The organism is bacterium (genome assembly GCA_004299235.1).
Taxonomy (GTDB): Bacteria; Chloroflexota; Dormibacteria; order Dormibacterales; family Dormibacteraceae; genus SCQL01.
This window is the reverse complement of record SCQL01000019.1, coordinates 45,055-71,095: the sequence shown is the minus strand read 5'-3', so window position 1 is coordinate 71,095 and position 26,041 is coordinate 45,055. Positions and strand designations below refer to the sequence as shown.

Sequence of the window (26,041 nt, the reverse complement as noted above, 5' to 3'; positions counted from 1 at the left end):
CTCAAGCCTTCTTTCTAGCCAGCTCACCTCCTCTAGTCTTGGCCTCTTTCATGCGGAAGGACTCGCCCTCGGTGACGACCACGACCGCGTGGTGGAGGATGCGATCAATCATTGAAACGGCGGTGGTCTCGTCGGGAAGGAAGTGACCCCACTGGTCGAAGGGCCAGTGACTGGCGAGGCCCAGGCTGCGTCGCTCATAGGCGGCGGCGATGAAGCGGAAGAAGAGCTGACTTCCGGTTGGGTCAAGAGGGGCGAACCCTAGCTCGTCGAGGATGACCAGGTCGACGCGGAGCAGGTTGTCGATGACCCGACCGACCGAGTTGTCGGCCAGACCGCGATAGAGCGTCTCGACGAGGTCGGATGCGGTGAAATAGCGAACGCGTAGCCCGGTCTGCACGGCGGCGTGACCGACGCCAACCAGAAGGTGAGACTTACCGGTGCCGGCGGGACCGACCAGACAGAGGTTATCCTTGGCGCGGATCCATTCCAGGCCGGCGATGTAGTTGAAGGTTGCCTGCGGCACCGACGAGGCCTGGACCTTGAAGTCGTCCAGGCTCTTGACCACCGGGAAGCCGGCCTGCTTGACGCGGCCGCGCAGGTTGGACTCGTCGCGGGCGGCAAGCTCGGCCTCGATGAGGGTGCGCAGGAATTCGTCTGGTGCCCAGCGCTGAGTCTTGGCGGTCTGGCAGACCTCGGGCGCGATGACCCTGACGCGAGCGAGCTTGAGTCGACGCAGTCCGGCGACCAAGTCGGGCGCCAGAGCGGCCGCCGGAGCGGTCATCGAACCTCCTCCAAGGCGTAGGCACTGAGAGGTCGGACCGGGACTTCAGGCAAATTCAGTTTCAAGGTCTTGCCCGGCGGTGCGGGGTTGGGAGCGAGCCAGCCCGCGGCCAGGATGTCGCGCACATCCTTGGCCTTGAAGCGGCGAAAGCGAGTCGCCCGCTCCAGGGCTGTCAGCAGCTGGTCGTGGCCCCAGCTTCGCTCCAGGGTGACGATGTCGGCTAGCTCAGCGGCCAGGCGCGAACTGCCGGTCGCTGCAGCTGAGCGGAGGAAGGCTTCGGCTGCAGGACCGAGCGCGATGAAGGCACGCTCGGTTCCGGTGCGAACACGAATCGCCCGCGCCGGCACTCTGGGCTTGCCCTTGTAGTGCTCGTCCTTAATGGAGACCTCGCCCGGAGCCTGAGCGGATGGCGGTCGATCTGGCGACCGTCATAGGCCAACACCACTTGGTGGTCGACGACCGAGACCTCGACCACCTTGTCGACCCACTCCGTCGGCAGTGAGTAGCGCGCCGAGCCGAAGCGAATCGTCTGCGTCTTGTTCACCTTGCGCAGCTCACCTCGGCACGGCGCCGGTCGCAAGGACGGCAGCGGTCGCATCAGTTGACGCTCCTGCTCGAGGCGCATCGCCGGCACGGCTTGGGTCTCGCTATGGAGGCGGGCATTGACCTCGATTCCCCACAGCTTGGCCTGACGGTTGCCCTCGGCGACGTTGCCGCCGAAGTTGCCTTCCGGAACCACCAAGTCGCGCTGGGCATAGCCGACCAGGTTTTCGACCACGCCCTTGACCAGGATCTTCGCCGTATTCATTGAGGATGCGGACCTTGTACGTTGCGCCGTACGAACGTCGATGAGACCAGCCACCGCCGTGGCCACGACTACGTCAGCGTGTTCGTCGACCTGGACCGGGCCAAAGTCGTGTTCGCCACCCGACTCGGGAGAAGAAGGTGATCGGCGAGTTCAAAACCGACCTTGAAGCCCACGGCGGAGATGCCGCCAAGGTGACCAACTTCAGCGACGATCTCTGACAGCCGCGTGCTCCAGCTCCTGAATCGGGGGGTCGACGAGGTGCGAACTTCCCCCTCGCCGAGCTCACCATCGACCGCTACCACGTATCGGGACGGCATCAAAGAGGCGCGGACAACTTCTAGCGATCGGACTGAAGCGATCCTCGATCTTCGACGACGTCTGCGCTGGGGACCTCATCAGATTGGGCTGATGCTGGACATGGCCCCGTCGACCGTCCACGCCGTTTTGAGACGCGCCGGGGAGTCGCGATTGTCTGACGTCGACCGTGTCACCGGAGTCCGGATCCGATATGTCAAAGACAACCCCGGCGAATTGGTTCACCTCGACGTCAAGAGGCTGGGCCGTATACCAGATGGCGGTGGCCACGCCATTTTGGGCAACAGCGCAAGAATCCGACGAGGTGGTGGCTGGGAGTTCTACCACGTCGCTGTGGACGATTGCTCTCGCGTTGCCTTCGGTCAGGTCCTCGACCATGACGACGGGCTTACCGCAGCCGAGTTCCTTCTCGATGTTGCCTCCTATTTCGAGAGCTTGGGAGTCCACATCGAGCGCGTCATGACGGACCGGGCATACGCCTACATGCTCTCCAAACGCTTCAAGGCAAGCCTCGGCGAGATCGGCGCCAAGCATCGCCCGACCAAGCCCTTCCATCCGCAGACGAATGGAAAGGCCGAGGCCTTCATCAAAACATCGCTTCGCGAGTGGGCCTACGCCCAGCTCTACAGGTCGAACGCCGAGCGCAAGGACGCTCTGCCCAACTGGATCCACTACTACGTCCGCCACCGGATCCATACCGAGCTAGGCACGACGCCGATGCAGGCGCTTGTAAACAACGTCCCTGGGAAGTACAACTAGCGGCTCTCTGCCGGGAGGTCGAAGGTGATCTCGTATACGCCTCCGGCCAGCTTGGCCTGGTGGATCCAACCCATCTTCCGCAGCAGCCCGAGCATCTGGCGATTCTCGGGCAGGACGATGAGTGAGAAGGTCTTGATCCCGTGCTCCCGGGCAACCCGGCCGAGGATGGCCATGAGTGCACCGCCCAGGCCGCGGCGCTGGAACTCGTCCACCACCGCCACCGCCGTTTCGGCCACCTCGGTCCCCGCCACACGGTCGTAGCGCGCCACCCCCAGGATCCGCTCCCTGTCCTTGCTGGCCGGCTTGTGGGTGGTCGCGACCAGCGCGAACCGGTCCTTGTAGTCGACCACGGCGAGCCGGTGCGCGAGCGCGTCGGGCAGACGTTTGAGCGGCGAGAAGAACCTGAAGTACACGGATCGCTCGGACATCGCCGCCATGGCCTCGTGCAGTCGCGACTCATCATCGGGGGCGATCGGCCTCACGTGGACTTTCGTCCCGTCGCGCAGTTCGAGGAGGCGAGGCTCGAAGGGAGGCGGCAGCATGGCAACAAGGTAGCGGCCAACTAACATCCGCGTCCATGGGCGGCTCGCGGCGCTGGCGCAACCTCGGTATCGCCGCCGGGGCCGTCACCGCGACCCTGTTCGCCACTTTCGACCTGTACCAGTGGGCGCTCGCCTATCTGTCCGACGCATTCCACAACGACTTCACCTTCTACTACGCCGCGGCGCGCGTCGGCCTCGGCCACGGCTGGCAGTCGATCTACGACCTGCACCTCCAGCAGGTCGAGCTGGACGCCATCGGCTCGCGCATCCAGATCGCGGAGCTGGCGCGTTACATCAGCCCGCCGCCTGTGGCCTGGTCCGTGCTCCCGCTGACCGCGCTTCCATACCCGGTCGCGTACTGGATCTGGAGCGCACTCCTCCTTTTCGCCCTCGCGCTGACCTGGCGCCTGGCCGCTCCGGGGCACGGTCCGGCGCGGCTCATCCATCTGGCCGCCGCCCTGGGCTGGCTGCCGGTCATCTACGGTCTGCAGCTGGGCCAGCCGGGGCTGTTGGTCGCCCTCGGCCTCGCCGCGTCCTGCGCGCTGCTGGGCGCGGGCCGGCCGGGCTGGGCGGGCGTCGCCCTCGGCGTCCTCGCGCTGAAACCGCAGCTGGCGTTCCTGGTCCCGGCCGCCCTGCTGGTGGCGGGCAGGCACCGAGCTTTCTGGTTCAGCGTCCTCACCCTCGGCCTGCTGGGGATCGCGTCGGCGATCAGCCTCGGACCCCAGGGCATGGCCGCCTACGAGGCACGCCTGAGCTTTGCCGCGAGCGTACCGGTGAACCGCGAGCTCACGCTGGCACCGCTCATCGGCAGCCTGGCCGTGACCCGCTCGGTCCAGGGCGCGATCGCGCTCTGGGCGCTCGCGCTCTCATACCGGCTACGCCGAAGAGGCCCCGAATGGATCCTGCTGCCCGCGCTGATCGGCGCCCTGCTGGCCAGCCCCTACCTGCATCTCGACGACCTGGTGATGCTCGGGCTCGCCGGCTGGCTCTATCTCCGAGCCGGCGGGCCGGCCCGGGCCTGGGTCCTGGTGCCGGCCGCCGTGATCGCGGTCGAGGGCATCACCTTCTGGGGGCCGCTGCCCGTGATCGCCGGCGAGCTCACGAGCCTGGCGCTGCTCTCAGTCGCGGCGTTGAAAGTTGATGACCGCGATCGCGAGCATCACGGCGCCGAACGCGAACATGATGCCGGCCTCGAGGGGGATGGCGAGCGCATGACCGTTGATCGAAAGGCTGAGCCCGTCGATGAGCGCACCGGGCAGGCCTGAGTCCGAGAGCACGACGCGCCGCAGCGGATCGATGCCGTAAGACGCCGGGTCGAGCCGGGTCAGCACGGTCATCCAGCCGGGCAGGTTGGTGAGCGGAAAGAGCGCGCCCGAGAGAAAGAACATCGGCATCATCAGGAAGTTCATCACCACCTGGAAGCCCTGCAGCGATTTCATCATCGAGGCCAGGGCAACCCCGAACGCCGACAGCCCGAACGCCAGCACCGCCGCGAGCGGAACGATCTCCAGCACGGTGAGCGGGCTCAGCTTCACACCGACGAGCGGCGCCAGGACCAGCAGGACCAGGCCCTGGATCATGGCCTGGGTCGTGCCGCCGAGCGCCTTGCCGATCGCCACCGACCAGCGGTCGATGGGCGCCACCAGCACCTCCTTGAGAAAGCCGAACTCCCGGTCCCAGACGATGGACATCGCACCGAAGATGGCGGTGAAGAGGATGGCCATGCCGATGATGCCGGGGTACATGAACTGGATGTAGGAGAGGCCGCCGGAGCCGAAGCTGAGGCCGGATCTCAGCGAGGAGCTCAGGCCGGACCCGAACACGATCAGGAACAAAAGCGGCTGCGCCAGCGAAGCGACCAGGCGCCAGCGGTCGCGCCAGTACCGGAGGATGTCGCGGTACCAGATGATGTAGATCGCGCGCAGGCTGGCAAGGCGCGTGTCGGCGGGGGCCGTCGTGGCGGCCGGCGTCGCGGCGACGGCGATCCCGCTCACCGCCGCCGTCCCATCCAGCGGCTGGCCATCGCGCGCATCTGGTCCTTGGTGCCGGCCTCCTCGTCACGGATGGCGTGGCCGGTCAGCTTGAGAAAGACGTCATCGAGGCTCGGGCGGCGCAGTGAGACGGTGTCGACCGGCGCCACCAGCTCGCGCACCAACCGCGGCACGAACGCCTTACCGTCCGGCACCTCCATGCGAAGGGTCCCGTTCTCGCGAAATGGCGTGACGCCGAGAACCTCCCGGATCTCGGTGGCCGCCTCGTCAGGCCGGCTCGAGGTCATCGTCACCACGTCGCCGCCGACCATCGCCTTCAGCTCGTCCGGCGTGCCCAGCGCGACGATGTGGCCGCGGTCGATGATCGCGATCCGGTCGCAATACTCCGCCTCGTCCATGTAATGCGTGGTCATGAAGATCGTGATGCCCTTGGCCCCGCGAAGCGCATTGAGGTGCGCCCAGATGCTCTGCCTGGTCTGCGGATCGAGGCCGAGCGTGGGCTCGTCGAGGAAGAGGATCTGTGGCTGGTGCAGCATGCCACGAGCGATCTCGAGCCGCCGCTTCATGCCTCCTGAATAGGTCCTGACCTGCGAACCCGCGCGATCGGTGAGCTGCAAGAGGGAGAGCATCTCGTCGATGCGCTGGCGCCGCACCGATGCCGGGACGCTGTAGATGAACGCGTGGAACTCCAGGTTCTCGCGCCCGGTCAGCTGATCGTCCAGCGAGGGGTCCTGGAAGACCAGTCCGATGCGCTGCCTCACGCCCGCGGGGTCGTGCATGACGTCGATCCCGGCGACGCGCGCCGTGCCTGCCGTCGGGGTCAGCAGCGTGCAGAGGATGGAGATGGTCGTCGACTTGCCGGCGCCGTTCGGCCCGAGGAAGCCGAAGATCTCTCCCGCGCGCACCCCGAGGTCGATGCCGCGCACGGCCTCGAGGGCGCCATATCGCTTGACCAGGCCTTGGGCCTGAATCACCATCCCGGCCTCAGTCATGGCCACATCCGACTCTACAAGGCTCAGGGCTGGACCGGGCGGCGGCTCACTCCGCGTCCATGGACGGATATCGGTGATCGGTGGGCGGTGCGTACGTCTCCTTGATCACGCGGGGGCTCACCCAGCGAATCAGGTTCAGGAACGAACCCGCCTTGTCGTTGGTGCCCGACGCGCGGGCGCCGCCAAACGGCTGCATACCGACGACCGCACCGGTCGGCTTGTCGTTGATGTAGAAGTTGCCCGCCGCGTTGACCAGGGTCTCGGACGCCTTGCGAATCGCCTGCCGGTCACGCGCGAAGATCGCACCCGTGAGGCCATAGGGACTCGTCCGATCGCACAGCTCGAGCGTCTCCTCGAACTTGCCGTCGGCGTAGGGATACACGGTGAGGATTGGGCCGAAGAGCTCCTCCCGCAGGAGCTTGAAGTCGGGGTCGCTCGCCTCGATGACCGTCGGGCGGATGAACCAGCCGACCTTGTCGTCGCCCTTGCCGCCGGCGATGACCTTGGCGCCGTCCGCCTGGCGGGCGAAGTCGATCGCCTTCATGTGATTCGAGTAGGCCTTGCCGTCGATCACCGCGCCCATGAAGTTGCGGAAGTCGGCGACGTCGCCCTGTGGGATCGCCTCGACCTGGTCGGCGAGCTCGGACTTGAGGCGCTTCCAGATCGACTGCGGGATGTAGGCGCGCGAGGCCGCCGAGCATTTCTGGCCCTGGTACTCGAAGGCCCCCCGGACGAGCGCGGTGCGCAGCGCATCGGGATCGGCCGAGGCGTGGGCGACGACGAAGTCCTTGCCCCCGGTCTCGCCGACGAGCCTGGGGTAGGTGCGGTAACGGTCGATGTTCTGGCCCACCTCGCGCCACATGCCCTGGAACACCGCCGTCGAGCCCGTGAAGTGAATGCCGGCGAGCTCCCGGTGACCGATCACCCGCTCCGAGATCTCGGCCGCGCTGCCGCTGACCATGTTGATCACGCCCGGCGGAAGCCCAGCTTCGTTCAACAGCTCCATCAGGAAGTGGCTGACCAGCAAGGTCTGGGTGGCCGGCTTGAAGATCACCGTGTTGCCCATGAGCATCGGCGCGGTGGGCAGGTTGCCGGCGATCGAGGTGAAGTTGAAGGGGCTGACCGCAAAGACGAAGCCCTCGAGCGGCCGGTATTCGAGCCGGTTCCAGGCCGTGCCGTCGTTGAACGGCTGCTGGCTCAGAAGCTGGTCGCCGAAGTGGGCGTTGTAGCGCCAGAAGTCGATCGTCTCGCACGCGGCATCGATCTCGGCCTGGTGCACGGTCTTGGACTGGCCGAGCATCGTCGCGGCGTTGATCGTGTCGCGCCAGGGGCCCGCCAGCAGCGCCGCGGCCCGCAGGAGCACGGCCGCCCTCTCGGCGTACGAGGTGGCCGCCCACATCCTTCGCGCCGCGAGCGCGGCCTCGACCGCGTCATCGAAGTCCTTGCTCGCACCGTTCGCGTACTCAGCGATCGTGAGCTCGTGCCGGTGGGGCGAGCGCAGGTCGCCCTTCGATGCGCCCCAGCGGCGTTCGCCGCCGATCTGCATCGGCACCTCGGTGCGGGCGTCGGTGAGCTCGGCGAGCCGGGCCTTCAGGCTCTTGCGGTGGGGATCGCCGGGGGTGTACGGGCGCACCGGCTCGTTGACTGGGTTGGGGACTCGGAAGTGTCCGTCGGCCGTCATCTCCGCTCCTCGCGTGTTGGCTTGGTGGGGTCACCGTCGATGATGACCCAATCGGGCGTCCGACGTAACCCGGCCTCGTATCCAACCTTGACTCGGTCATCACTTTTGGAGGCGCCGCGGTGGTTGGCTACGCCCCAGCCCGTTCTGCACCCACGTCGGACCGGGTCCGCCAGACGGTCGCGCTGCTGCAGCGGCGCGGCTACGCGCTGACGCCCGAGCGCCTCGCCGGGCTGTGCCTTGGCGGCTCGATCTCCGGCGACGAGGTCCGCTGGGCGGTGGCCGCCAGCCCGGACCTGGAGCTGGTGCAGGACCTGGTGGTCGATCGCGCCGCGGCCAGCCGGGTGGCGGACATCCGCTCGCGAGCGCTGGCGCACGGCTCGGAGGCGGGGCGTTACGTGCGGTTGACCGTTGGCTTCGTCCGCGCCCTGGTCGCCCTGGCGCCCTTCATCCGGAGCGTCTCGATCGCGGGCTCGCTCGCGAGCGGCGGTTTTCGCGAATCGGACGACGTCGACCTGAACCTCATCGTCGACGACGGCCACCGCCACCTGGCCTACGTCGCCGTCAACCTTCTGGGCCTGCTGCATGCGATCCCCCATCGCGCCAAGCCAGTGGACGACCTCACGCGACGGCCCTTGGCGCCGCGCCTGATGACCGCCAACCTGATCCTCGAGCGCTCCCAGTGCCTGCCGCTGCGGCGGCAGGACGCGGACATGGCGTTCGAGCTATTGGTGGCCGAGCCCGTCTTCGGACTGGATGCGATCAACGAGCTGATCGACGCCAACCCGCCGCTGCTCGACCACTTCCCGCAGCTGGCCCGCAAGCCCGCGCCCCTCCTCATCGATCCACCCGCCCGGCGCGTGCCGGCCGCGCTCTTCCCCAAGCGCCTCGACGGCGCGGCTCGAGTCTTTGGCCATACCGCATGGCGATACATGCAGTGGACGCGCCGCCACCGTCCGGAAGCGCTCGCGCGCGTCGCCTTCGTGCGCGCGACCATGCGTCCCTACACCCTGTTCGACGGATCGCGCGCCGATTGATCAGCGCGATCATCGTCGGCATCCTCGCCGTCACGACCACCGCCCTCTTCGCCTTCGGCGTGAACCTGCTGTTCCTCACGTGGCGGGCAACTCGCCTGCGGGCCCGCCCGCGCCGCTCCATCGCCCAGGGGGAGGAGCCGCACGTGTGCGTGCAGGTGCCGATCTACAACGAGCGCTACGTCGCCGAGCGCGTCCTCGACGCGGTCTGTGCCCTCGACTGGCCCGCCGATCGGTTGGAGGTCCAGGTCCTGGACGACTCCGACGACGAGACCACCTCGATCGCCGCGCGCCGGGTGGCTCATTGGCGCCGGAAGGGGATCCGTGCCACCCACGTCAGGCGCGGTTCGCGCGCCGGTTACAAGGCCGGCGCGCTCGCCCACGGCCTGGAGCTTACAGACGCGCCGTTCATCGCCATCTTCGACGCCGACTTCGTGCCTCCGCCGGACTTTCTCCGGCGGATCATGGCCGCCTTCGACGACCCCGCGGTCGGGTTCGCGCAGGCCAGGTGGGGCCACCTCGACGAGGCGTACTCGTGGTTCACCCGCCTGCAGGCGCTGGCGATCGACTTCCACTTCCTCATCGAGCAGCCGGTGCGGTCGGCGAACGGCTATTTCACCAACTTCACCGGCACCGCCGGAGTGTGGCGGCGCATCGCGATCGAAGCATCGGGTGGCTGGAGCGCCGCGACTCTGACGGAGGACCTGGACCTGAGCTACCGCGCCCAGCTTTGCGGGTGGAGGGCCGCCTATCTCGAAGACCTGGTCGTGCCGGAAGAGCTTCCCGTTTCGATCGACGCGTATCGCCGCCAGCAGTCCCGCTGGGCGACCGGCAGCTTTCAATCCGCCTTCAAGCTGCTGGTGCCGGTGCTTCGCAGCCGCAACCGGGCCGCGGTCAAGCTCCAGGCGACCGTCCACCTGCTGGCTTACGGCGTCGGGCCGCTGATGCTCGTCCAGCTCATGTGCTACCCGGCGCTCCTGCTCATCGTCGGCCGGCACGAGCTTCCGTGGCAGCTTGCCGACGCCTCCGTGCTCGTGATCCTCATCGGCGTCTCGCCGTGGATCGGCTTCATCGTCGCGCAGACCCGGCGCGGGCGCAGCTGGTGGGCGGGGCTGCCGTCGCTGCTGTGCCAGGTCGTCGGCGCCGGGATGTCGCTGACGGCGATGATCGCGCTGTTCTCGGCCATGCGTCACGGCGGGGAGTTCGTCCGCACCCCGAAGCACCGCATCGTGCAGCGCGGACAGGAGTGGCGCGACCAGGCCTACGTCCGGGTTGGCGATCCGCGGGCGCTGGCCGAAGCGCTGCTCGGTCTGGCCGCGCTCGCCATCGTGCCGTTCGCCGTCTCGATGGGCCGGGAGATGGTCGCCGTGTACTCGAGCATGTTCGGGCTCGGCTTTCTCACCGTGGCGGCGCTGAGCGGGCTCGAGTTCCTGGAGGTGCTCACGCTGCGCAACCTCGGACGGCGGGCGCTGTCACGGCTTCGGACCGCGGCCCCGGCGCTCGGCCTGCTGGCCGTCTGCGGACTGCTGCTGCTGGCAGCGGCGCAGATGCCCGAGCCCTTCGAGGACGGCTACGGACACTGGCTCATCGCCGCGAACCTGGCCTCGACCGGGCAGCTGCACGACCCGCTCTTCGGGATGGAGGACACCTGGCTGCCCGGCTACCACCTGCTCGCGGCCGCCGTGCTCCGCCTCTTCGGCCTGTGGCAGATCGGGGCGTTGAAAGCCCTCGGCGCCCTGCTTGGCGTGACCACGCTCGCCTGCGTTTACGCACTCGCGTCCAGCGTTCGCCAGGCCCGTCTCGCGGTGGCGCTGCTGGTGCTCAACCCGGTCTTCCTGTTCACGTCCGGATCCACGGTCGTGGAGCCCTTGCTCACCGCGCTGCTGACGGGCGCCGCGCTCGCCGCCATCCGTGGGCGCATGAAGGTCGCGGCTCTGTTGGCCGCGCTGGCGGGCGCCACCGCGACCAAGGCCTGGATCTGGGTCGCCGCCGCCGTCGCCTTCGCCGTGGTGGAGTCGCTGCTCGCGGCCGCCCCCGCTCCCCACGGAAGGGGGCTGGCGGGCAGGCGCCGTGGGGCCGGGTGGCAGGCGCCCGCGATCGCCTGGGCGGTGCCCGCGATCGCCCTCCTGGTCTTTTTTCAGCTCGGCTTCGCGCCCGCGAGCCACTCGGTCGCCCGGGGCTCGGTCGAGGTCATGTCCGCGACCGCTCGCGGCAGCCTGCCGGGCGGGGCGATGGCCAGGCTGGCGGAGCTCGCCGGCAGCTTCGGGCTCGCGGCGCTGCCGCTCTTCGCCTTGGGGCTGGCCGGCTTGGCGATGGCGGTCCGCCAACCCGACGCCACGGGCGGCAAGTCCGTGCTTCGATTCCTCTACGTCCCCGCCCTCGTGTACCTGGCCGCGGTTTTCGCCCTGGTCGCGATCGGCGCGTATTCCGGCAGCCATCGCTACCTATACCCGGCCCTGCCGGCGCTGGCCCTGCTCGCGGCGGCGGTGCTGGACCGGCACGCTTCCCCGCTTCGCCTCGCGGCGGCCGGCGCGGCGGGCCTGCTGGCGGTCGCGTTCCTACCCGTGTTCGCGAGCTTTGCCGCAGACAACACTGGGCTGGTCGCGGCCGGCAGGGCGGCGAGCGGCAGCTCCGGCTTGCTCGTCACGGACTCGCCCGTGGTCGCGTTCTACAGCGGCAAGCCACCGTCGGAGATCACCGGTTCGCAAGCGCTTCCGCTCGACCGCGGCCGGGCGATCGATTGGCTGCGTGCCAGGGGGGTGACCGAGTTCGTGGTCGAAAACGTCAGCTACTACCGCGCGGCCATCGTGTTTCCCGACCTGGCCGCGGGCCGGGCGAGCCCTCCCTTCGAATCGCTCGGCGAGCCGAGCCGCTACCAGGTCAGCGGCGGCAAGCCTGTCTACGCGTACAGGTTGGGCGCCGCCCTGGCCCTGCAGTCGATCTACCCGGGCGTCGAGGCGGCGATCTCGCCCATGCCCGCGCGGGGCAAAACCGCACCACTCACCAAGGGGGTCACGCTCAAGGTGGCTCGCACCGACATCGCCGGAGAGGGCATGGGCTTCGGCGTCCCGATCGTGCGCTACGCCGACGGCTGGGTCTACTCGCGGACCGCGACCACGGTCGACGTCTCCACTTCGACCCATGCGATCTGGCAGCGCACCTTCGACCTGGACGAGATCGGAGGCGACGCCGCCCATCGCTATGCCTTCGTGCCGATCGCCCCACGCGGCCAGGTCCAGGTCACCTACACCGTCGACCCGAGCGGCATCTCCATCACGGTGCGGCCTCTGTGGCTCGCGACCGGCTACAGCCAGGTGGGGATCCTCAACGAGCAGTCGGCCGCCTTCAACGATTTCGCCGCCGACCAGAGCCGCACCTACGTCGATGGCGACTTCGGCAACTGGATGCCCGTCACCGGCAGCTGGGCGCGGCTTCGCTCCGCCCGCCTGGACGTCGAGTGGTCGGTGCCGGCGCTGCCGGGCGCGACCCTGCACGGGGGCCGCGAGCTCATCCCACCCGATTTCGACTGGGCGGGACTCGACTACCTCTTCCCGGCGTCCTTCGCCGGCACCACCTATCAGATCAATGTGCAGGAGGCTAGATGACGCCAATGGAAAGAGCCGACGTGGTGCTCGTCTATCCGCAGCGAGTCCCCGAGCGGGGCCGCCACTGGATCATGCCCTCGCTCGGGCTCATGTACCTCAGCGCTTCCCTCCGCCGCGCCGGTTACACGGTGAGGCACATCGACCACACCTTCATGGAGCGCCGCGAGGTGCTGGACGAGATCAGCCGGTTGCGGCCGGCGGTCATCGGCATCTACTGCATGATCACCATGCAGGACGAGGCACTCTCCCTCGCGCGGCAGGTGCGCGGCCAAGCGCTGACGGTCGTCGGCGGTCCGTATCCCTCGGGAGAACCCGACACGTTCGTCGACCAGTTCGACCTGGTGGCGGTCGGCGAGGGCGAGGAGACGATCGTCCAGATCATGCGGCACCTCGACGACCGGCGCTTCGAGGAGATCCCCGGCTTGGTCTTCAAGCGGGACGACGAAATCGTGCGGGGCCAGGCCCGGGTCCGCACCAAGGACATGTCCCAACTCCCGCTGCCCTACCGCGGTGACGTCCCGAATGCCGAGTACATCCGGTACTGGCGCAAGCACTGGAAGGACGCGACCACGCCGCTGATGTCCACGCGCGGTTGTCCTTTCCGCTGCGACTTCTGCCACAAGTCGGTATTCGGTGAGTTGTTCAGCGCGCGGCCGGTGGAGTCCGTGGTGGCGGAGATGCGCGAGATCGCTGAGCTCGGTTACGACCACATCTGGATGTCGGACGACCTCTTCACGCTGAACTACAAGCGCACTTTCGAGCTGGCCGAAGCCATCGAGGATGCGCACCTACCGCTCACGTGGGAGTGCCTCAGCCGCGTCACCCACGTCGACGGCGCACTGTTCGAGCAGATGCGCCGCGCCGGCTGCAAGCGAATATTCTTCGGCATCGAGTCGGGTGACGAGCGGGTGCTGAAGGAGATGAAGAAGGGCATCACCCCCGACCAGGCCCGGGCGGCCGTCGAGGCCTGTGTCCAGGCCGGCATCAAGGCGGCTGGGTTCTTCATGGTCGGATACCTCGGCGAGACGACCGAATCGCTGATCCGCAGCATCAACTTTTCGAGCAGCCTGCCGCTCGACTACGTGAGCTACACGATCGCCTACCCGCTGCCCGGCACCGGTTTCTACGAGCGCGTACGGGAGCGCCGCCGGCGCGGGGAGTGGCACAAGGTGCGTCACAACCGCCTGCTCTTCAATACCGACTTCTCCGAGCACAAGCTCCGCGCGGCGATCCTGAAGGGCGCCATCCAGCACCGCTTGAACCGCATGCACCTGCAACCCGCCGCCCGCGCCTTCGAGCTCGCCACCAACCCGTTGTTGCGAGCGCTTCGCTGAGGGGCGCGCTTGCGCCTTGGCCAGCCGTTGCCCGATCTTGTAGTCGTGGTCCTTGCGCATGAGTGAAGCCTGGCCGAGCCTGTACCGCTTCGCGGTGGGATTGTTCTGGCTGTATTTCGCGAGCCAGAAATGGCAGGGCGTCGGCTGGATGCGCGGTGTGATCACGTCGACCGCAAACGCCAACCCGCTCCCAGGGCTCCACGAGTTCCTGGTGTCCGTGGTCGTTCCGAACTGGCAGCCATTCGCGCTCGCGCAGGCAGCGGGAGAAACGCTGGTCGCCCTCCTGCTGATCCTTGGGCTGGGCACCCGCTGGGCGGGAGTGCTCGGCCTGCTGCTCGCGGGCAACCTCGCGCTGACGGTCGCATTCGCGGTCCACGACGACGGCTTCCGGTGGCTCTACTACCTGGCGGTCCTGGCCAATGCACAGGTCATCGTCTCCGGACCTGGACCGTTCGCCCTGGCGCGTTTCAACTGGGTGCCGGCCTACCTGCGCTGAGGCTGGGGCGGTTACGCTAGACGTCGTGAGCGTCGACGCCGAGGGTTATGGGTTCCCGGAGCACCAGCAGACGCTGGCCAGGTTGACGGACGACGTGCGGGTCCTGTCTCCCGCCGGCGTCGAGCGGGTGGCGCTGGGCTGGGACCGCCACGTCGGTGAGCACGGGCTCCAGGCTCTTCACGACGCCGAGAAGGCCGCTCTGCACGCCATCGAGCGGGCCGACCGCGGTGGTGCGTGGGACCAGGTGCGAAAGTCGTTGTTCGGCTTGACCGAGTCGGGCGCCGCGCTGGTTTCGTGGAAGGCCGAGCATGGCGAGATCGGCCACAAAGCCGAGGACGCGGCCTTCGCGGCCGCCCTGGGCCTCGTGGCCGGCCACCTGATCACCAAGGAGCAGGCCGCGACCTTGAAGCGGCCCCTGGCCGAGGCCCTGCCCTGGCTCCTGGCCGATTAGCCAGCGGCGCCCAGCAGCTCCGAGAGGTCGGCGCCCAGGCTTGACAGGGCCGACTCGCTCACCGGCCGGCGGCTTTCGATCAGCTTGCCACCCAGCTCGTTCGTCTTCCCGTCGTTCATCGACAGCACTCCGTCGATGAGCCCGTCGCGGAGATAGAAGACCGAGAACGAAAGCCCGTCGCGGTCACCGCGCCAGACCGCATGGTCGTCGCCGGAGGCATGACCGCGGTATTCCAGGCTGACGTCGTACTGATCCGACCAGAAGTACGGCAGCTTGGTGTACGGGGCGGCCCCGCCGGTGATGGCGGCGGCGATCCCGCGGCCCTGGTTCTTGGCGACCTCCCAGTGCTCGACCCGGATCGCCCGGCCGAGCACCGGGTGGGGGTGGAAGGCAATGTCCCCGCCGCAGTAAACGCCGTCGGCGGCGCGCAGCCCTTCGTCCACGGCCACGCCGCCCCCCTCGAGTGGCAGGCCGAGCGCCCGGGGCAGGTCCAGGTTGGGCTGGATGCCGACCGCCAGCAGGACGAGGTCCACCTCCTCGCGGCGCCCGTCGGACAGGGTCACCGCGACCACTCTCTGGCCGTCGGTGTGCCACTTCTGCACGGTGGTGCCCAGGCGGACGTCGACGCCTTTGGAGCGGTGGATGGTGGCGTAGATCGCACCGACCTCGTGGCCGAGGGCCCGCGAGAGCGGTACCGGGGCCGCCTCGACCATCAGGACCTCCTTGCCCAGCTGGCGGGCGGAGGCGCCCACCTCGGCGCCGATGAAGCCGGCGCCGATCAGCAGCAGGCGCGAGCAGCGGCTGAGCGCCTGGCGGATCGCCTGGCTGTCCCGCAGCGATCGGAGGGTGAGCATGTTCTCCGCCTGCGGAACGTCCGGCAGCCGCCTGGGAGTCCCGCCCAGGCCGAGTACGAGCGTGTCGAACGCGATCTGGGCGCCATCTTCCAGGGTGAGCTTGCGCTCCGATAGCGAGCCGCCGGTCACCTGGTGCTCGAGGCGGAGATCGATGTTCTGTTTCGAGTAGTCGGCCGTGTCGTGGAGGAAGATCTTCGGGAGCTCGACCTCCCCCCGCAGGAACTCCTTGGAGAGATACGGGCGATCGTAGGGCCGGTCGTGGTCCGCGCTCAGGATCACCACCTCGCCGTCGAAGCCCTGCTTGCGCAACGTGAACGCCGCGTAGTCACCGGCTCCGCCTCCCCCGACGATCACAACCCGTTTCCCAGCCATGAGACGACCTCCTGAAAATCGACCAGCGGCATTTCAGACAATACGAGTTTCGGGCAACTGGGTCGGCGGGGACGATCCCCTGACGCAGCCCGGCGGCGGCTAACAACAATTGACGCGTTAACTTGCCGCGCCGGAGCGGATTGGTCATAGAATTCCGGCTCACAGCCAACCCGGTTCCACCGAGTCGCGAAGAGGGAGGAAGGGTCCTTGCGGTCAGTGTTGTCTTCAGCGCGCCTGGCAGCGGCGCAGGTCGGCGCGCTGGCGATCACCCTGCCCATGCTTTTGGCCGGGGCCCTGCCGGCATCCGCCGCCGTCGCCACCCACGCCATGACCCCCGCCGTCGATGACGGCATCCTCTATCGATACGTCGGTGCCGACATGCCGTCCGGCAGGGTCTTGGGCGGCTGTCAGGCGGCCGGCGCCTGCTTCGGTCCGGACCAGATCCGCGCCGCCTACGACATCCAGCCGGTCCTGGACAGCGGGATCACGGGCTCCGGCCGCACGATCGTCATCATCGACGCCTACTCGAGCCCGACGATCCACTCAGACCTGGCCTGGTTCGACAGGATCTGGAACCTCCCGGCGCCGCCGCGCTTCAAGATCCTTGCGCCCGACGGCGTGCCGGCGTTCAACGTGGCGGACCGCAACCAGGTGATCTGGTCGGCCGAGATCTCGGTCGACGTGGAGTGGGCCCACGCCGTGGCGCCCGGCGCCGCCATCGACCTGGTGCTGGCCAGGAGCAGCCAGGACGCCGACATGCTGAGGGCCACGAGGTTCGCTGTCGAGCACAACCTCGGCGACGTGATCTCGCAAAGCTTCGGCGAGGCTGAAGCCTGCGCTGACCCCAGGCTCCTGGAGCAGGAGCACGCTCTGTTCGAGGCGGCGTCCGACAGGGGGATCGCGCTCTTCGCCGCATCGGGAGACTTCGGCTCAGGCCAGCCCACATGCGACGGAGCCACGCTGTTCATCAGCGCATCGACCCCCGCCTCAGACCCGCAGGTGACCGCCGTGGGCGGCACCCGCCTGGCGGCCGACGGCGTCAGCGGCGCATATCGGTCCGAGTCCGCCTGGAACAGGTCCGGCGGCGGATTCAGCAGCGTCTACAGCCGCCCGGGCTACCAGGCGCCGTTCAACGGCAACGAACGGGAGCGCGGCTTGCCGGACGTCGCCTATGACGCAGACCCCAACACAGGCGTCCTGGGGACCTGGAGCGTCCTGTGCGGCTTGGCCTTCCCCTGCCCGCTCGGCGTGGCGATCCTGAGGTTCGGCGGCACCAGCGCCGGGACGCCACAGTGGGCGGGGATCGCGGCGCTTGCCGACCAGGAGGCCGGCCGCCGGCTCGGCCCGATCAACAAGGCGCTCTACCACATCGCCAAGAGCGACTCCTACGGCAGCGCCTTCCACGACGTCACCAGCGGCAACAACGGGTATGCGGGTCTTGCGGGTTTCTCCGCCGCTCCTGGCTGGGACGCGGCCACCGGACTTGGCTCGCCAGACGTCGCTCATCTCCTCCGGCTCCTGACCTAGCGGTCGCGCCCGCAACCGACCGGCGACGGGTCGCCCGCGGGGGCGCCGCTCAGGTTCAGTGAGTGTTCGGCACGCGGTGCATCCAGCCGTGCGGGTCGAGAGCCTCGCCCTTCTGGATGTCGACGAGCGCCTGGCGCAGCCGCATCGTGACTTCGCCCGGCCGGCCGTCGCCCACCGTCCAGGAACCACCGGCCGACTTGACCGCCCCCACAGGCGTGATCACGGCGGCCGTGCCGCATGCGAAGACCTCGGTCAGCGATCCGTCAGCGCAGCCCGACTGCCACTCGGCGGTGCTGATCCTTCCCTCCTCGGCCTTGAACCCCAGGTCGACGCCAAGCTGCAGTAGCGCGTTGCGGGTGACGCCGGGCAGCAGCGTGCCGGTCAGCGCGGGGGTGAGGAGCCTTGCGTTCGATCCCGCGCCGTAAACGAAGAAAAGGTTCATGCCGCCCATCTCCTCGACCCATCGATGCTCCTGCGAATCGAGCCACACCACCTGCTCGCAACCTTGCTCGGCCGCCTGGGCCTGAGCGAGCAGGCCTCCCGCATAGTTGCCGCCGGTCTTCGCCGCCCCGGTGCCGCCCGGCGCCGCCCGGCTGAAGTCCTCCGACAGCCACACCGTGACCGGCTTGACCCCGCTGGGAAAGTAGGGCCCAGAGGGCGAGCCGATCAGAAGGAATGTGACTTGCGAAGCCGGGTGCACCGCCAGGCTCGTCTCGCTCGCGAACGTCAAAGGCCGGAGGTAGAGGCTGTGGTCGGGAGCCGCGGGCACCCAGCCGCCGTCGACGCTCAGGAGCAGGTCGACGGCTTCGATGAAGGTGCGCTCCGGGAGCTCCGGCAATGCCAGCCGGCGCGAGGAGCGACGGAACCGGGCCGCATGCGCGTCGGGGCGAAAGACGGCAATCCCGCCATCGGCCTGCCGGAACGCCTTGAGGCCTTCGAACACCGACTGCGAGTAGTGGAGGACGGAGGCGCCGGGGTCGAGCTGAAGGGGTGCGTAGGGCCGCAGCTCGGCGTCGTGCCAGCCCCGGCTGTCATCCCAGTCGATGCGGGCCATGTGCTCGGTGAAGATCCTTCCGAACCCCGGCTCGAGCAGCATCCGCTCCCGCTCCTCCACCGGCACGCGCGTGGCGGCGGGATTGACGGCGAACGTGATGGCGGCCTCTTGGGTCCCCACGATGTGGCAAGCCTAAGGTCTCAGCGCTTCAATCCGCCGTTCCGGCACGAAACGAGGCCGAGCCATGCGGCACGGCCTCGCGAGAGGAAGACCGCTCAGGGCGCCGGCGATCAGACCCGGTCGAGGTCCGCCGCGCAGAACGCGCAGCGGCTCGCGCCCACGGGAATGGCGCTCAGGCAGCGCGGGCATTCCTTCTTCGCCGGTTCGGGGACGGGCGGCGTCTCGAATCGTGACCTCAGCCGCGCGTACGGTGCGACGACCAGGAAGTACAGAACCGCCGCGACGATGAGGAAGGCGACCACGGCGTTGATGAATTCGCCGAAGAGGAACCTGCTGTTGTTGATCGTGAAGTACAGGCCCGAGAAGTCCGGCTGGCCGACGAGCGCGGCGATGATCGGCGTGATGACGTCCTTGACGAAGGCCGTGACGACGGTGCCGAAGGCGACACCGATGACGATGCCGACCGACATGTCCACCAGGTTGCCCCGGAGCAGGAAGGTCTTGAAACCGCTCATCGCCGCTTCCTCCTGAACAGGCGCATCCGATCAGGCCGCCGGTACGCCTGCGAGCCCGGCGGGCGAAAGGATAGCGGGCCCCGGGGCTAAACGGTCGCGCGAGCCGGCGCGGAGACCGCGGGCCGTGATGCCCGCGGTGACAGGCCCATCGAGAGGAGCCATGCGATCTCGAGCCCGAGGAGGGGCGTCCAGCCGACGCGCGGCGCCTGCCCGAGATCGATCGCGATGTAGCCCGCCACCAGGTAGGCCATCGCCCATGGCGATGGTTGGGTGCGAAGGTACAGCCAACCGGCGGCGACCAGCATGACGGTGTCGGGCTCGTGGAGGTATGGCGTCATCACCATCGACCCGACGATCGCTATCGCCATCGGCAGCTCGATGCCCTCACCACGCCGCCGCCACGCGGCCAAGAGGGCAAAGGCCGCCACGAGGAGCTGGGAGAAGCTTCCCAGGAGGCCTCCGCCGAGCAGGCTCGGCAGCGACATGCCGGGTACGGATTCCCAGATCCCGGGATGCCGCGCGACCTCGCCGAGCCGGTCGAGGTAGACGGCAAGGCTCGAAACGCCGATCACCGCCAGCAGTGCCGATGCGATCAACGCGGCGCCGGCGGCCCAGACGGCGAAGGTCCGGCGCCGGCCGGCCAGGAGCAGCGCGAATGGCAAAAGGATCGCTTCCTGGGGTTTGAGCACGATGAGCAGGAGCACCAACCCCGCCGCCACATCGTGGCCGCGCCGCAGCAGCCACCAGGCCGCCAGCACCGACGCGAAGACCACGAACTCCACCTGGCCGACGTACAGGCCCAGGCCGACCGGGAGCAGAGCCAACAGCGCCACGAGGTGGCCTCCACGGCCCCAGCGCCCGCCCGGCGCACCCATCCACCAGCCGATGAGGATGGCCGTCCCGAGGAGCGACAGCCAGATGGCGTAGGCGACCATGAAAGGCATCAGCGCCAGGGGAGCGATCGCCACCGCCAGGGTCGGCAGCTGAATGATCGGGTAGGGATGCAGCGGGCCGCCCAGGGCGATGCCGAGGGCGTCCCAAACCCGCTGCCGCAGAAAGTCGTCGTACAGGTGCGAGAACCCGGACTGGAGGCCGATCGTCGACATGCCGTAGTAGACGGCGAAGTCGCTGCGGTACGGCGCGAGGATGGCGGTGCGAATCGCGCTCACGACCATCAGCACCGCCAGCGGCACAAGGGCGCCCATCGCCATCGCGAACAGGAGCCGGCGGCGGTCGAGGCCGCGAAGCATCGGCCGCCACACTAGCACTCGGTTGCCGGCCGGAAGGCGTCAGCGGCCGCTGAAATCGCGCACCCCCACGCCCAGCTCGCTCAGGGATCCGAAATCGGGACGGGGGTCCTGATGCACCAGGCTGACGACGCTGTCGCTGCGGTAACCCAGGCGCAGCCGGGCGAGCTCCGCCAGCTTGAGACCAGCCCACACCGCCTGCCAGGGAACGCCGATGAATCTCGGCGCACGCCTCTGGCGACGCGCCAATTCCCGCAGCAGCTCGCGCATCGGCCAGGCCCGGGACGAAGCCGCCACGATCGGTCCGGCCGGCTCACCCAGATCGCCGGCGCAGAGGCGGCTGACCAATCCGAACAGGTCATCGACGTGAACCAGGTACTGGGGATGGACGCCGCCATCGATCAGCGGCACCAGGGGCGCGCGCACGCTCTTCATCAGACTGCCGAACATCCCTCCGACCGGGGTGGGGACGTCGCCGTAGACAAGGCCGGGGCGGACCACGAAGGCTCCGGCGTCGGCAGCCGCCGCCTCGATCTCGAGCTTGGCCCGGCCGTACAGCGAACGGCAGCCGGCAAATGCGCTGATCGTGGAGATCACCACCATCGTTTCGACTCCACCGGCCCTGGCCGCGGCCATCAGCCTCCGCGAACCTTCGACGTTGACGCGGCGGATGTCGGACCAAGTCACCGGCCCGAAGTCGTAAGCGCAGTGGACGAGGGCGGCGATGCGCCTGGAGCGGAAATCATCCGGGTTCACCTCGTCAGCCAGGCGGAAACGCACGGTGCCGCCGGCGCCTTCGCCGGCAGCTCGCGTGAATCGAGTCACCGACCACCCGGCGTGTTCGAAGCGGTCGACCAATTGGGCGCCGACAAATCCCGAAGCGCCGGTGATGGCGACCCTGTTCTGATCCGCGCCGGTAAGCCTCGGATCGTGACCCATCAAGCGGCGGCCCCGGCGCCGATCCGGTGAGCGTTCGCCATGACGCTCAGCGTGATTGTCGTGGCGGGGAGCGTCGGGAACACGCTGGCATCGACCAGGTGCACGCGCGAAAAGCCGTAGGGCCGTCCCAGGCTGTCGGTCTCAAAGGGCTTGGGTTGCGATCGCATGGGAAATGTGCCGCCGGTATGGAAACCACGCCCGGGCTTGCCGACTCTCATTGCCGGCGAGAGGGGGATCGCTCGCATCGATCGGCGCTCCGCCCAGAGCCTCCGTTGCAGGGCGGCAAGGGCCGGACGGGTCGTTGCGTTCGGCTCGACGCTCAAAGCGAGCCTGGCGGCGTGCCCCGGGCTGCCGCGTTGAAGAGTGAGCCTGATCCCGGGTGAGAGATCTGAGTGAAGGTAGCCCTGGATCAGGAGCATCCGGCCGAGCAGGGCTCGCTCGACGGCAGCCCCGAGCACTCCGGCGGCCGGCCCGAGGAGATTGCGAACCTGTTCCCGAAAGAGCTCGTTGTAGGTGTAGATCTGGAGGTGGGAGGTATGCGGGCCGACCTCCGGGTCGACGATCTCCAGGAAGACGTGCGCGAGCGTGTGAAGCGATTCGCGAGTCGCGCCTGCCTGCTGCCGGTAACGGAGGAGGGGCAGCAGGAAGTAGCAGTTGTCGGCGGCCTGAACCGGGTGCTCGTAGGCCTCCAGCGAAGCCAGCAGGACCCTGGCTGTCGAAAGCGCTCCGCAAGCGAGAAACACCCCCTCCGCGCGCAGGCGCAATGGTGTCCCGTCCTCGAGATTCCGACCGCGCAGCTCAACTTCCGCACCGAGCTCGCTCACCTGCTCCACGAGCGCTCCCGGGCGGTAGTCGAACGCAGGGTGGGCGCGCAGCCGATCAAGCGTCTGGCTCGAGTTGTAGATGTACCCGTAAGGGCAGCCGTACATGCATTGAGCGCAGTAAACACACCCCCCTCGACCATCGGCGGATCCCTGAACGGCCAGGCGAGAGGCTCCGAAGCGAACCCCGTGCGCCAGGAGGGTGGCATGCGCAGCCTCGAGGTCACCAAGAAACGCCGCCGCCTGGCTGCTCGCGTTGAGGTCGCCCGGGCGATCGTGATACAGCGGGAACGCGGCCTCGAGCCGGTCGTGTCGAGCAGAGAATGGCATCACCTCCAGCACGGCGCGGTAGTGAGGTTTGAGATCTTCGGCCGTGATCGGCCAGCCATTCATGTCTTCGGTGCGGAAGGGCAGGACGCTTGCGCCCCACACGTTGCTCAGCCCTCCCTGGGCGAAGGAGGGCTGGCCCTCGACTCCGTCACGCGTGATGGGCAGGTCCACCGGTTCCCGGTAGGGGAACCGCGAGCCGTAGGCCAGTTTCATGGGAATCCCCCCGGCGGCGACGGTGACGCCGTCCCGGATGAAGCTCAGTGACGCCTGGTCCCAGTCCCGCGGGGACAGCCGTTGAAGCGCGGCCAGCCGCTCTCGCCTTTGGGGTTCGAGCTCGAGCCCGGCATCCAACAGCGTGACCTTGGCACCCGCCCGCAACAGGGCGTGCGCGCAGGCGACGCCTGCTGGGCCTGACCCGACGACGCAAAACATGTGAGGTGTGGGGCGCAGTGTAACGACGTCAGCGTCGTCTGGCGGCCAGGCCTCAGGAGTGCTACCGCGCCGGTCGGCGCCACACGATTTCGTGCCATGGTCGCGACGACTCACCGGTGTTGTCGATGGCCACGTGCTTGACGATGGTGTACTCGTCCACGCTGTACTGGCTCATGTCCTTGCCGGTCCCCGACTGTTTGAAGCCGCCGTGGGGCATCTCGGACGTGATCGGAATGTGTTCGTTGACCCATACGGTGCCGAACCGCAGGCGCTGAGAGGCCCGCATGGCGCGGGCCACGTCGCCGGTCCACACCGAGGCCGCCAACCCGTAGTCCACATCGTTGGCCAGCTCAAGCGCCTGGTCCTCGGAGGCGAAGGGCAGCAGGGCGAGCACCGGGCCGAAGACCTCGCGCTGCACGATCTCGTCCTTCTGCCCCACCCCTTCGATCACGGTCGGCGTGTAGAACGCTCCGCGTGCCAGCGACGATGCACCCGGCACCTCACCGCCGACCAGGACTTTCGCCCCCTGCGCGCGCGCTCTCTCGACGAAGCCCGCGACCCGGTCGCGGTGGCCGGTGCTGATGAGCGGGCCGAGATCGGTCTTCATGTCTTGCGGGTCGCCGACCACGACTGAAGAGGTCTTCTCGACCACCAGGTCTCGAAACCGCGCATAGACGTCGTGATGGACGTAGAAACGGGTGGCGGCGGTGCAGTCCTGGCCCACGTTGACGAATCCACCCGCGATCGCTCCGTTGGCCGCCGCCTCGAGGTCGGCGTCGGGAAAGACCACGAACGGGGCCTTTCCGCCCAACTCCAGGTGAAGCTTCTTCAGGCTCGGCGCCGCCAGTCTCATGATCTCGGCCCCGGTGGTGGTGTCGCCCGTGATCGAGATCATGTCGACGTCTCGGTGCTGGCACAGCACCGGGCCGATGAGCTCGCCTCGGCCGCTCACCACGTTGACGACTCCGTCCGGGAGTCCCGCCCTGGTGCACAGCTCCGCCAGCCGGAGGCTCGAGAGCGGAGTCAGCGATGCCGGCTTGAGGATGACGGTGTTGCCGGCGGCGATGGCGGGAAAGATCTTCCACACCGCCATCTGGAGCGGGTAGTTCCACGGCGAGATCGACGCGACGACCCCGATGGGCTCTCTCCGGATGAGGCTGGTGATCCCGGGCATGTATTCGGCCGCGGCCTTGCCCTCGAGGTTGCGCGCGGCGCCCGCGTAGAAGCGGATGTTGTCGATGCTGCCGGCGACGTCGAAATCGCGCGCCATCCGGAGCGTCTTGCCGGTGTTGCGGCTCTCGAGGTCGGCCACCCGCTCCTTCTCCGCCTCGAGCAGATCGGCGATCTTCCAGATGACCGCGGCTCGCTCCGCCGGCAGGGTGCGCGACCAGCCGCGAAACGCCGTTCGCGCCGCCTCCACGGCCTTTTGCACCTCTTCAGGGCCGGCGCTCGCGACCATGGCGAGAGCCTCACCGTCGGCAGGGTTGTCGACGCGCCGCTCACGCTCGGAGCCAGGTACCGAGCACCCGTTGATCCACAGGCCGTGATGTTCTATGGCGGCGGTGGTGGCCATCTAGTCGGTCCTCCATGCGAGTCTCTCGCCACCGTTCACCAACGGCTGATGAACGCCTTCTTGCGCGTGTAGAACTCGATCCCGTCGGTGCCATGCACGTGCAGGTCGCCATAGAAGGAGTTCTTCCAGCCTGAGAACGGGAAGAATGCGAACGGCTGGGCGATCGGGACGTTGACACCGACCATGCCCGCCTCGACCCGTTCACGGAACTCGCGCGCCACCCCACCGCTCTTCGTGAACACGACGGCCATGTTGCCGAGGGTCATGCTGTTGACCATCGCGATCGCTTCGTCGAGCGACGGCGCGCGGGAAACCGAGAGCACCGGGCCGAAGATCTCCTCCCGGCCAACCGTCATGGACGGCACGACCCCGTCCAGGATCGTCGGTCCGAGAAAGAAGCCGGGACGCTCCATGTAAGAGCGACCGTCAACCAGGATCTCGGCGCCTTCGCGCGCCCCCTGGTCGATGTACTCGGCGACCTTCTTGCGGTGACTGTCACGGATCAGCGGCCCGACCTGGACGTCCGGCTGGTCACCGGGGCCGACGACGAGCTTCTCGGTGCTTGCGACCAGTGCCTCGAGCAGGCCGGATGCCGAACCGCCGACGGCGACGGCGACGCTGCCGGCCAGGCACCGCTCGCCCGCGTTCCCAAAACCCGCATTCAGGAGGTGCGGCACGACCTCCGAGATGTCCGCGTCGGGCATGACCACCATGTGGTTTTTCGCGCCGCCCAAAGCCTGGACGCGCTTGCCGTAGCGTGCCGCCTCCGCGTAGATGTGGCGGGCGACCGGCTCGGAGCCGACGAACGAGATGGCCCGGACATCAGGGTGCTGGAGCAGAGCGTCGACGGCCGGCTTCGCCCCGTGCACGACATTGAGCACGCCTTCCGGGAACCCGGCCTCTAAGAACAGCTCGGCCAGACGCACGGCGCCAAGCGGGGTTCGCTCGGACGGCTTCAGGATGTACGTGTTTCCAGCCACGACCGCAAGCGGGAACATCCACAGCGGGATCATCACAGGGAAGTTGAAAGGCGGGATGCCGGCGCAGACGCCAACGGGGTAGCGGTAAAGGTCCTGGTCGACACCACCCGAAACCGACCGCAGCGTTCGCCCCTGGAGAAGGGTTGGGGCGCCGCATGCGAAGTCCACGACCTCAATGCCTCGGCGAACTTCGCCCCGGGCCTCGTCCAGGGTCTTCCCGTGGTGCCTGGTGACGATCGCCGCCAGCTCTTCGAAATGTGCCTCGAGCCGGCCCTTGTAGGCGAACATGAGCCTCACGCGCTCGAGCAGTGAGGTGCGCGACCAGGTCTCGAATGCCTCGACGGCGGCCTGCACGGCCGCTTGCACCTCGGCGGCTCCCGAAAGCGGGACCTCGTCAATGACCTCGCCGGTAGCGGGGTTGTAAACGGGCAGGCCCTCCGCCTCCGTCCCCACCCATCGACCTCCGATCAGGTTGCCCAGCACGCTCAGGC

The 26,041-nt window shown here is 68.3% G+C and carries 22 protein-coding genes; 8 read left to right on the top strand and 14 right to left on the bottom strand.

Translation table 11 applies throughout. From position 1 onward, the window contains the following. Position 1: 1 nt before the first annotated feature. Both EPN29_05320 and EPN29_05315 read right to left on the bottom strand, forming a co-directional pair. On the bottom strand, positions 2-781 hold the full coding sequence (locus tag EPN29_05320; GenBank protein TAN33695.1) for an ATP-binding protein: 780 nt from the start codon (positions 779-781) through the stop codon (positions 2-4). A gap of 220 nt (positions 782-1,001) precedes the next feature. Then, positions 1,002-1,589, bottom strand: coding sequence for a hypothetical protein (locus tag EPN29_05315; GenBank protein ID TAN33694.1), 588 nt, complete (start codon positions 1,587-1,589; stop codon positions 1,002-1,004). 408 nt (positions 1,590-1,997) lie between these two features. Between EPN29_05315 and EPN29_05310 the strand changes: the two genes are divergently transcribed. Next, positions 1,998-2,663, top strand: coding sequence for a transposase (locus EPN29_05310; protein TAN33693.1), 666 nt, complete (start codon positions 1,998-2,000; stop codon positions 2,661-2,663). Here EPN29_05310 and EPN29_05305 read toward each other — a convergent pair. Beyond that, positions 2,660-3,232: a GNAT family N-acetyltransferase gene (locus tag EPN29_05305; GenBank protein TAN33692.1), complete on the bottom strand. Its 573-nt coding sequence runs from the start codon at positions 3,230-3,232 to the stop codon at positions 2,660-2,662. The two genes, EPN29_05310 and EPN29_05305, sit on opposite strands and share 4 nt — an antisense overlap. A gap of 8 nt (positions 3,233-3,240) precedes the next feature. Here EPN29_05305 and EPN29_05300 point away from each other — a divergent pair, with 8 nt between their 5' ends. Further along, positions 3,241-4,470, top strand: a complete 1,230-nt coding sequence (locus EPN29_05300) for a DUF2029 domain-containing protein (GenBank protein TAN33691.1) — start codon at positions 3,241-3,243, stop codon at positions 4,468-4,470. Here the strand turns inward: EPN29_05300 and EPN29_05295 are convergent. The 3 genes from EPN29_05295 to pruA are packed head-to-tail and all read right to left on the bottom strand — an operon-like array spanning position 4,324 to position 7,869. Beyond that, a complete protein-coding gene (locus tag EPN29_05295; GenBank protein TAN33762.1) occupies positions 4,324-5,190 on the bottom strand; it encodes an ABC transporter in 867 nt (288 codons plus the stop codon). The genes EPN29_05300 and EPN29_05295 overlap by 147 nt on opposite strands. Before the next feature lie 5 nt (positions 5,191-5,195). Continuing rightward, positions 5,196-6,188, bottom strand: coding sequence for an ATP-binding cassette domain-containing protein (locus EPN29_05290; protein ID TAN33690.1), 993 nt, complete (start codon positions 6,186-6,188; stop codon positions 5,196-5,198). Between the two features lie 46 nt (positions 6,189-6,234). Further along, positions 6,235-7,869: an L-glutamate gamma-semialdehyde dehydrogenase gene (gene pruA, locus EPN29_05285; GenBank protein TAN33689.1), complete on the bottom strand. Its 1,635-nt coding sequence runs from the start codon at positions 7,867-7,869 to the stop codon at positions 6,235-6,237. 119 nt (positions 7,870-7,988) lie between these two features. On the opposite strand from pruA, the gene EPN29_05280 reads away from it, so the two are divergent. From EPN29_05280 to EPN29_05260, 5 genes are read left to right on the top strand one after another with little or no spacing between them, the layout of a single operon-like run. After that, the gene (locus EPN29_05280) at positions 7,989-8,903 is read left to right on the top strand and encodes a hypothetical protein (GenBank protein TAN33688.1); all 915 of its coding nucleotides are present in this window, start codon (positions 7,989-7,991) and stop codon (positions 8,901-8,903) included. Continuing rightward, on the top strand, positions 8,789-12,505 hold the full coding sequence (locus tag EPN29_05275) for a glycosyltransferase (protein ID TAN33687.1): 3,717 nt from the start codon (positions 8,789-8,791) through the stop codon (positions 12,503-12,505). The genes EPN29_05280 and EPN29_05275 overlap by 115 nt, the downstream gene beginning before the upstream one ends. Next, positions 12,502-13,839, top strand: coding sequence for a B12-binding domain-containing radical SAM protein (locus EPN29_05270; GenBank protein TAN33686.1), 1,338 nt, complete (start codon positions 12,502-12,504; stop codon positions 13,837-13,839). The genes EPN29_05275 and EPN29_05270 overlap by 4 nt, the downstream gene beginning before the upstream one ends. Before the next feature lie 58 nt (positions 13,840-13,897). Then, positions 13,898-14,335, top strand: a complete 438-nt coding sequence (locus tag EPN29_05265) for a DoxX family membrane protein (GenBank protein TAN33685.1) — start codon at positions 13,898-13,900, stop codon at positions 14,333-14,335. 25 nt (positions 14,336-14,360) lie between these two features. Continuing rightward, positions 14,361-14,786, top strand: coding sequence for a hypothetical protein (locus EPN29_05260; GenBank protein ID TAN33684.1), 426 nt, complete (start codon positions 14,361-14,363; stop codon positions 14,784-14,786). Here the strand turns inward: EPN29_05260 and EPN29_05255 are convergent. After that, positions 14,783-16,012: an NAD(P)/FAD-dependent oxidoreductase gene (locus EPN29_05255; GenBank protein TAN33683.1), complete on the bottom strand. Its 1,230-nt coding sequence runs from the start codon at positions 16,010-16,012 to the stop codon at positions 14,783-14,785. The two genes, EPN29_05260 and EPN29_05255, sit on opposite strands and share 4 nt — an antisense overlap. 216 nt (positions 16,013-16,228) lie before the next feature. Between EPN29_05255 and EPN29_05250 the strand changes: the two genes are divergently transcribed. Then, entirely contained in the window at positions 16,229-17,539 is a 1,311-nt protein-coding gene (locus tag EPN29_05250; protein ID TAN33682.1) for a hypothetical protein, read from the top strand. A 55-nt stretch (positions 17,540-17,594) separates the two neighbouring features. On the opposite strand, the gene EPN29_05245 is transcribed toward EPN29_05250, so the two are convergent. The 7 genes from EPN29_05245 to EPN29_05215 form a co-directional block, all read right to left on the bottom strand. Continuing rightward, entirely contained in the window at positions 17,595-18,635 is a 1,041-nt protein-coding gene (locus tag EPN29_05245) for a branched-chain amino acid aminotransferase (GenBank protein ID TAN33761.1), read from the bottom strand. A 188-nt stretch (positions 18,636-18,823) separates the two neighbouring features. Next, entirely contained in the window at positions 18,824-19,228 is a 405-nt protein-coding gene (gene mscL / locus EPN29_05240) for a large conductance mechanosensitive channel protein MscL (protein TAN33681.1), read from the bottom strand. 86 nt (positions 19,229-19,314) lie between these two features. Further along, the gene (locus EPN29_05235) at positions 19,315-20,478 is read right to left on the bottom strand and encodes a DUF2029 domain-containing protein (GenBank protein ID TAN33680.1); all 1,164 of its coding nucleotides are present in this window, start codon (positions 20,476-20,478) and stop codon (positions 19,315-19,317) included. 39 nt (positions 20,479-20,517) lie between these two features. Next, positions 20,518-21,414: an NAD-dependent epimerase/dehydratase family protein gene (locus EPN29_05230; GenBank protein TAN33679.1), complete on the bottom strand. Its 897-nt coding sequence runs from the start codon at positions 21,412-21,414 to the stop codon at positions 20,518-20,520. Next, positions 21,414-22,997: a GMC family oxidoreductase gene (locus EPN29_05225; GenBank protein ID TAN33760.1), complete on the bottom strand. Its 1,584-nt coding sequence runs from the start codon at positions 22,995-22,997 to the stop codon at positions 21,414-21,416. The genes EPN29_05230 and EPN29_05225 overlap by 1 nt, the downstream gene beginning before the upstream one ends. 61 nt (positions 22,998-23,058) lie before the next feature. Continuing rightward, positions 23,059-24,570, bottom strand: coding sequence for a gamma-aminobutyraldehyde dehydrogenase (locus EPN29_05220; protein ID TAN33678.1), 1,512 nt, complete (start codon positions 24,568-24,570; stop codon positions 23,059-23,061). Between the two features lie 35 nt (positions 24,571-24,605). Beyond that, positions 24,606-26,033, bottom strand: a complete 1,428-nt coding sequence (locus EPN29_05215; protein TAN33677.1) for a CoA-acylating methylmalonate-semialdehyde dehydrogenase — start codon at positions 26,031-26,033, stop codon at positions 24,606-24,608. Positions 26,034-26,041 lie beyond the last annotated feature (8 nt).